At 70.5% G+C, this 7,099-nt stretch carries 4 protein-coding genes; 1 reads left to right on the top strand and 3 read right to left on the bottom strand.

Annotation, left to right across the window (positions count from 1 at the left end; all coding sequences use genetic code 11):
• Nucleotides 1-203: 203 nt before the first annotated feature.
• The 3 genes from WBN91_RS38460 to mfd are packed head-to-tail and all read right to left on the bottom strand — an operon-like array spanning nt 204 to nt 5,627.
• A complete protein-coding gene (locus tag WBN91_RS38460; protein ID WP_337729225.1) occupies nt 204-1,121 on the bottom strand; it encodes a MazG family protein in 918 nt (305 codons plus the stop codon).
• The gene (locus WBN91_RS38455; protein ID WP_337729226.1) at nt 1,118-2,050 is read right to left on the bottom strand and encodes a SurA N-terminal domain-containing protein; all 933 of its coding nucleotides are present in this window, start codon (nt 2,048-2,050) and stop codon (nt 1,118-1,120) included. Before WBN91_RS38455 ends, WBN91_RS38460 begins: the two co-directional genes overlap by 4 nt.
• Before the next feature lie 13 nt (nt 2,051-2,063).
• The gene (gene mfd, locus WBN91_RS38450) at nt 2,064-5,627 is read right to left on the bottom strand and encodes a transcription-repair coupling factor (RefSeq protein ID WP_337729227.1); all 3,564 of its coding nucleotides are present in this window, start codon (nt 5,625-5,627) and stop codon (nt 2,064-2,066) included.
• Nucleotides 5,628-5,898: 271 nt separating this feature from the next.
• Between mfd and WBN91_RS38445 the strand changes: the two genes are divergently transcribed.
• Nucleotides 5,899-6,993 carry a PQQ-dependent sugar dehydrogenase gene (locus WBN91_RS38445; RefSeq protein ID WP_337729228.1) on the top strand — a complete coding sequence of 365 codons (1,095 nt, stop codon included), beginning with the start codon at nt 5,899-5,901 and terminating at the stop codon, nt 6,991-6,993.
• Nucleotides 6,994-7,099 lie beyond the last annotated feature (106 nt).

The following is a 7,099-nucleotide window of genomic DNA, read 5'->3' as shown; positions in this document are numbered from 1 at the left end:
TACGGGGATGACGGAAGAAGCCCCCGCCCTTGTCCTTCCGTCCATCCTTGGCGGCCTGCCCGCCGGCGAGGCGCTTTTAATCTTTAGACAGGCGCTTCGCTTCCTCAAGCCCACGCTTCGCGGGTCCAAACGGGACGCGCTCCCCGCTCGCAAGCTCGAACGCGCTTCGCGCTCTTGAACGCGCGGCAGCTCAGCCCGCCGCCTCAGCTCGGCCAGTGAGCGCGCCAGTCCTCAGCGGTCAACTTGCCAACACCCGCAGCCCGAGCCGACCGCTCCGCCGCCCGCACCTGCGCCTCGAACCGCCGAGCCACCGCCCGCAACTCGGTCTCCGGATCCTCCCCAGCCAACTTCGCCAAGGCAGCCACGGCGAACAACGTGCTCCCGACGTCATCCCCCTCCGGCAACAAATCCACCGGCAACCCCGCCCGAGCAGTCCGCTGAGCGAGCTTCCCCGCCAAAGCCACCGCAGGCTGCCCAGTAGCCACCCCATCCACACTGGACTCGCGCTGCTTCTCGACCTGCTTCAGCTCTTCCCACCGATGCTGCTGCGTATGCGCATCCCGAACCGCCGGATCATGCCCCTCGAACACATGCGGATGACGCCCGACCAACTTGGTCACCAGATCCCCGGCCACCCCATCGATGTCGAACGGCTCGGCATCCTCCGCAGCAATCCGCGCATGGAACAGAACCTGCAACAGCACGTCCCCAAGCTCCTCGCGCAACGCCACCCGATCGCCATCCTCGATGGCCTCCAGCAGCTCGTAGGTCTCCTCCACGAGGTACTGCCGCAAAGACTTGTGATCCTGCTCCGCGTCCCAAGGACACCCACCCGGCGAGCGCAACCGATCCATGACCAGGGCCGCGTCCACCAACGCCGTCCCCACCGGGCCACGCACCACCGAGGCACCGGAAGCGATCAACTCCCGCGCCCGAGGGTCGTCCAACGACCCGGTCAGGTACACAACCGGACCTTCGACCCCCGCATCCCACGCAGTCACCCCCTCCCACACCGAAAGGTCCAGGTCAGGGGAAGCGAAGACCGCCGCCGCGCCCCGAAGAGCGGGGAGCGCGGCGGCGGGCAGGACGGTCTGGGAACCCAGGAGGACGACGGTGCTCACGACTTCGAACGTACCGCCGCCTGGTAGCCGCTCAGCGTCTGCTCGTTCGCGGCGCACGCGATGCCGGACGGGTCCCACACGCCGAAGCGCGGGTTGACCTTGATCTCCGGGTCGCCGGCCAGCCGTTGCGCCAGCCGCACGCCGATGCTCTCCAGCGTGCGCAGTGCCAACTGCTCGGTGGACGCCTCGCCGCGCGGGCGGGCGTTGTCCTTGAAGTCGGTCACGTAGGCGACGATCCACTGCGCGTTGCCCTGCTCGGGCGCGAAGGCCACGACCGTGCCGGGGGCCACGCCGAACAGCGGGGTCGCCGCGAACTTCGGGGCCTCGGCCGAGTGCAGCTTCTCGCCCAGGCCGGCCAGCTGCTGGCCGTCGGGGCTCTGCGGCGCGGCCTTGACGAACTCGGCCATCTTGGCCGGGTCCTTCTCGACCTGCTTGGCCTTGTCCTTCGCGTCGGTGTCGTCCTTGGCGTAGAAGTAGTCGAACGTGACTTCCATCTTGTCGACGTGCTTGCGCGCCAGTTCGACCGCGAGCAGCTGGTCCTTGACCCGCTCGCGGATGGTCGTGGAGTCGTAGACGGTGCCCTCGGAGGCGACCTCGGGGCCGCCGGCGTCGGCCAGCGCCTTGGTGACGGCGTCCTCGGACACCGTGACGCCCTGGCGGTCCGCGGCGCGCACCAGCAGCTCGTGCCGCAGGTAGTTGCTCATCGCGATCCGCGAGACCTCGTCGAACTTGTGCTGTTCCTGGAGCTTCTGGGCGTCCGGCTCCTTCTTCCGGATCACGTCCAGCCGCTGCTGGACCTGCTGAAGGGGGATGACGGAGTCGCCGACGATGGCGGCAGCGCCCACCTGGCTCGGGCCGGTGCCGCAGCCCGCCACCAGGAGTGCGACCGCCGCGCCGACCAGGGTGAAGCGCCTCTGCACTGTCCTCACGCCGGCTACCTTCTCACGAACCCGTGACGCCGCCCACGGGTGTACCCGCCAACGACTCCAAAAAGTGAGCGCACCAGTCGATCAGTTCCTGGTCCCGGAGCAGGGGTGCGCCCATTCGGCCGCCGGCGGCTCCCTCGGTCGGCCTAGGCACGTTCACGGTGCCCGTGACCTGCTTGTACACCGCCTTCGGGAACAGCCGCCGCATCCGGACCAGCTGCGAGTCCCTCAGCTCCAGCGGCGCGAAGCGGATGGTGCCGCCCTGCACCGCGACCTCGGTGACGCCGTGGGCGCGGCACGTCTGCCGGAACCGGGCCACGGCCAGCAGCCGCTCGACGGGCAGCGGCGGGGTGCCGTAGCGGTCCTTCAGCTCGTCCCACACCGCCTGCAACGCGGCCTCGTCGCCCGCCGCCGCGATCTTGCGGTACGCCTCCAGGCGCAGCCGCTCGCCGGGCACGTAGTCGTGCGGGATGTGCGCGTCGACCGGCAGGTCCACCCGGACCTCGGCCAACTCCTCCTCGCCGTCGACCTCCGCGCCCGCGTGCCGGCGGAACGCCTCGACGGCCTCGCCGACCAGCCGCACGTACAGGTCGAACCCGACGCCGGCGATGTGCCCGGACTGCTCGGCGCCCAGGATGTTGCCCGCGCCGCGGATCTCCAGGTCCTTCATGGCCACGGCCATGCCCGCGCCCAGCTCGGTGTTCTGCGCGATGGTCGCCAGCCGGTCGTGCGCGGTCTCGGTCAGCGGGGCCTCCGGCGGGTACAGGAAGTAGGCGTACCCGCGCTCGCGGCCCCGGCCGACGCGTCCGCGCAGCTGGTGCAGCTGGGACAGGCCGAGCATGTCGCCGCGCTCGACGATGAGCGTGTTGGCGTTGGAGATGTCCAGGCCGGTCTCGACGATCGTCGTGCACACCAGCACGTCGTACTCGCGCTCCCAGAACCCCTGGATGATCTTCTCCAGCTTGTCCTCGTTCATCTGGCCGTGCGCGGTGACCACGCGGGCCTCCGGCACCAGGTCCCGGATGCGGCGGGCGGCCTTCTCGATCGACGACACCCGGTTGTGCACGTAGAACACCTGGCCGTCGCGCAGCAGCTCGCGCCGGATCGCCGCGCCGACCTGCTTGTCGTCGTACGGGCCGACGTAGGTCAGGATCGGGTGCCGCTCCTCGGGCGGGGTGAGGATGGTGGACATCTCGCGGATGCCCGCCAGCGACATCTCCAGCGTGCGCGGGATCGGCGTGGCGGACATGGTGAGCACGTCCACGTGCGTGCGCAGCGCCTTGATGTGCTCCTTGTGCTCGACGCCGAACCGCTGCTCCTCGTCCACGATCACCAGGCCGAGGTCCTTGTACCGCAAGCCCTTCTGCAACAGCCGGTGCGTGCCGATGACGATGTCCACCTCGCCGTCGGCCAAGCCCGCGACGGTCTGCTCGGCCTCGGCCGGGTCGGTGAACCGGGACAGGCCCTTGACCTGCACCGGGAACGCGCGCATCCGTTCGGTGAAGGTGTTGAGGTGCTGCTGGGCGAGCAGGGTGGTGGGCACCAGGACGACGACCTGCTTGCCGTCCTGCACCGCCTTGAACGCCGCCCGCACGGCGATCTCGGTCTTGCCGTAGCCGACGTCGCCGCAGATCACCCGGTCCATCGGGACCGACCGCTCCATGTCGGCCTTGACCTCGTCGATCGCGGCCATCTGGTCGACGGTCTCGGTGAACGGGAACGCGTCCTCCAGCTCCCGCTGCCACGGGGTGTCGGTGGCGAAGGCGTGGCCGGGCGCGGACTGGCGGGCGGCGTAGAGCTGCACCAGCTCGGCCGCGATCTGCTTGACCGCCTTGCGCGCCTTGGCCTTGGTGTTCTTCCAGTCGCTGCCGCCGAGCCTGTTCAGCGTGGGCAGCTCGCCGCCGACGTACCGGGACACCTCGTCGAGCTGGTCGGTGGGCACGAACAGCCGGTCGCCGGGCTGGCCGCGCTTGGAGGACGCGTACTCCAGCACCAGGTACTCGCGGGTGGCGCCGGCCACGGTCCGCTGCACCATCTCCACGTACTTGCCGATGCCGTGCTGCTCGTGCACGACGAAGTCGCCGGGCTTGAGCGCCAACGGGTCCACGGCGTTGCGGCGGCGCGACGGCATCCGCCGCATGTCCTTCGTGGACGTCCCGCCGCGCCCGCCGGTCAGGTCGGTCTCGGTGAGCACGACCAGGGCGAGGTCGGGCAGCGCGAAGCCGTCCTCCAGCGCGCCCCGCACGACGGTGACCGCGCCGGCTTTCGGTGGCGCGTCGAGGGTTTCCTTGAGCAGGGCGGGCACCTCGGCGTCCGCGAGCTGCTCGACCGCGCGCTGCGCGGTGCCCGCGCCGGGGACGACCAGGACGGCCGTGCCGCCGGACGCGGTGTGCGCGCGCAGGTCGGTGAACGCCCGGTCCACGTCGCCCTGGTAGGCCTCGACGTGCTTGAACTCCAGGCGGACCACGTCCGAGCCCTCGGTGGTGAGCTGGCTGAGCGTCCACCACGGCCGGTCCTTGGCACGGGCGGCCTCGGCCACCTCGGCCAGCTCCCGGTAGGCCGACGCGCCCAGGTCGATCGGGGCCTTGCCGCCGCCAGCCGCCGCCATCCAGGACGCCTCGAGGAACTCCTGACCCGTGCGGACCAGGTCGTGGGCGCGGGCGCGGATCTTCTCCGGGTCGGCCAGCAGGACGTGCGTGCCGTCCGGGACGACGTCGGTGAGCAGCTGCAACTCGCCCTCGCACAGGGCGGGGATCAGGGCCTCCATGCCCTCGGACGGGATGCCGTTCGCGATCTTGTCCAGCATCTCGACCAGCTGGGCGTCCGCCTGGTGCTCGGCGGCCAGCGCGGCGGCCTTCTCCTTGACCCGCTCGGTGAGCAGCAGCTCCCGGCACGGCGGCGCGGTGAACTTCCGGACGCTCTCCGGCAACGACCGCTGGTCGGCCACCGCGAACGGCCGGATCTCGCTGACCTCGTCACCCCAGAACTCCACGCGCAAGGGGTGCTCGGCGGTCGGCGGGAACACGTCGAGGATGCCGCCGCGGACGGCGAACTCGCCGCGCTTCTCGACCATGTCCACGCGCGTGTAGGCGAGCTGGGCGAGGTCGTGCAGGAGCTGGTCGAAGTCCTGCTCGACACCCACTTCGAGGTCCACGGGCGCGAGGTCGCCCAGGCCCGGGGCCATCGGCTGGATGAGGCTGCGGATCGTGGCGACGACGACCTTGAGCGGTGCGTCACCGGGGTGCCGGAGGCGGCGCAGCACCTGGAGGCGCGCGCCGACGGTGTCCGCGCGCGGTGAGAGGCGTTCGTGCGGGAGCGTCTCCCAGCTGGGGAAGTTCGCCACGGCGTCGTGCCCGATGAGGTCGCACAGGACCCCGGTCAGCTCGTCGGCCTCGCGGCCGGTGGCGGTGACGGCGAGCACCGGCACCTTGCGACTCAGGGCGGCCACGACCAGCGGGCGCGCGGCGGGCGCGCCCTCCAGCTCCAGACCGGGGGTGCCGGTGGAGTCGACCAGGGTGGTGAGCGCCTTGTCGGACAGGACAGCGGTCAACAGGCCGGACAGCGGGCCGGACTGGGGCATTGCGTGGCTCCCTCAAGGGCAGACGAGAACAGACCCCTGCCCGGGACTCGACGCCCGCAGCGAGGGGTGCTCGCCCTCCAGCCTACGGGCACCCCCTGACACTCCGCCGGTCGATTACCCGGACGTGAAACCGGTTGACCGCGCGGTCACGCTGGAGCAGAGGGAGACCCGTCCGGACGGGGATCTGGATGACCGCCACCGCCCGCCCGCCACGCGAACGGACGTATCCGCTGTAGACCGGATTCACCTCCGTGCCGGCATCCTGAGCGGTATGCGCCGGGTTGTCGGGGTTGCCGCGTTGTTGCTGCTAGCCGGGTGTTCGACCGAGGACTCCCCCGGCGGCACCGCCCCGCCCACGGACCCGCCCAAGGGGATCAAGGTCGAGGTGGTCACCGGCGGCCTGGAACACCCGTGGGAGGTCGACTTCCTGCCCGACGGCCGGATGCTGGTCACCGAGCGCCCCGGCCGGTTGGTGCTAGTCGACAAGGGGCAGAAGACGCAGGTCAAGGCCGCTATGAGCGATGTCGTCGCGCGCGGCGAGGGCGGCCTGATGGGCCTGCTGGTACACCCCGACTTCGCGACGACCAAGCGGTTCACCACGTGCTTCAACACCGCCACCGACATCCGCCTGGTCACCTGGGAACTGGACGGCATCGAGGCCCGACGCGTCAAGGACCCACTGCGCGCCGGCTTGCCGACAAATCCGAGCGGCCGACACTCGGGCTGCCGCCTGTCCCTGGGCCAGGACGGCTCCCTGCTGGTAGGCACCGGCGACACCGCGCGCGGGTCGATCTCGCAGGACATGAACAGCTTCGGCGGCAAGGTGCTGAAGCTGGATCTGTCGACCGGCGAGGGCGGGGTCCTGTCGTACGGGCATCGGAACGTGCAGGGCGTCGCCGTGCGCAAGGACGGCTTGATCATGGCGGCGGAACACGGCCCGGATGTGGACGATGAGGTCAACGTCATCAAGCCCGGCAAGAACTACGGCTGGGATCCCTCCAAGGGCGGCACCGTGGGCGGGTACGACGAGGACGTACCCATGACCGACCTGCAACGCTTCCCCGACGCCGTGCCGGCGGTGTGGTCCTCCGGGCGGCCTACCGAGGCGATCTGCGACGCGGTTTTCTTGGACGGCGCCGAGTGGGGCGACATGGATGGCGCGTTGGCTGTGACGGCGTTGAAGGGGGCGAAGGTCCTGCTGTTCACGGTCACGGTGGAGGGCGGCGTGCACTCGGTGTCCATCCCAGCCGAACTCGACGGCACCTACGACCGTTTGCGCGGCGCGGCACTGGGCCCCGACAAGGCCCTTTATGTCACCACGTCGAACGGCAACGACGACAAGATCCTCAAGATCACCCGAGGCTGACCCGCGCACTCTCGCCGCGCGCAGCGCGGTTCGGCGGAGCCGGCAAGCGGCAGTCCACCGAGGAGGACACAGCGCAACTTGGGCTTCTTGCTTGTGTCATCCCCGT

Origin of the sequence: Saccharothrix sp. CCNWYY140 (assembly GCF_037401995.1) — a bacterium.
In the GTDB taxonomy this organism is placed as follows: Bacteria; Actinomycetota; Actinomycetes; order Mycobacteriales; family Pseudonocardiaceae; genus Actinosynnema.
This window is presented reverse-complemented; position numbering and strand designations above follow the sequence as displayed.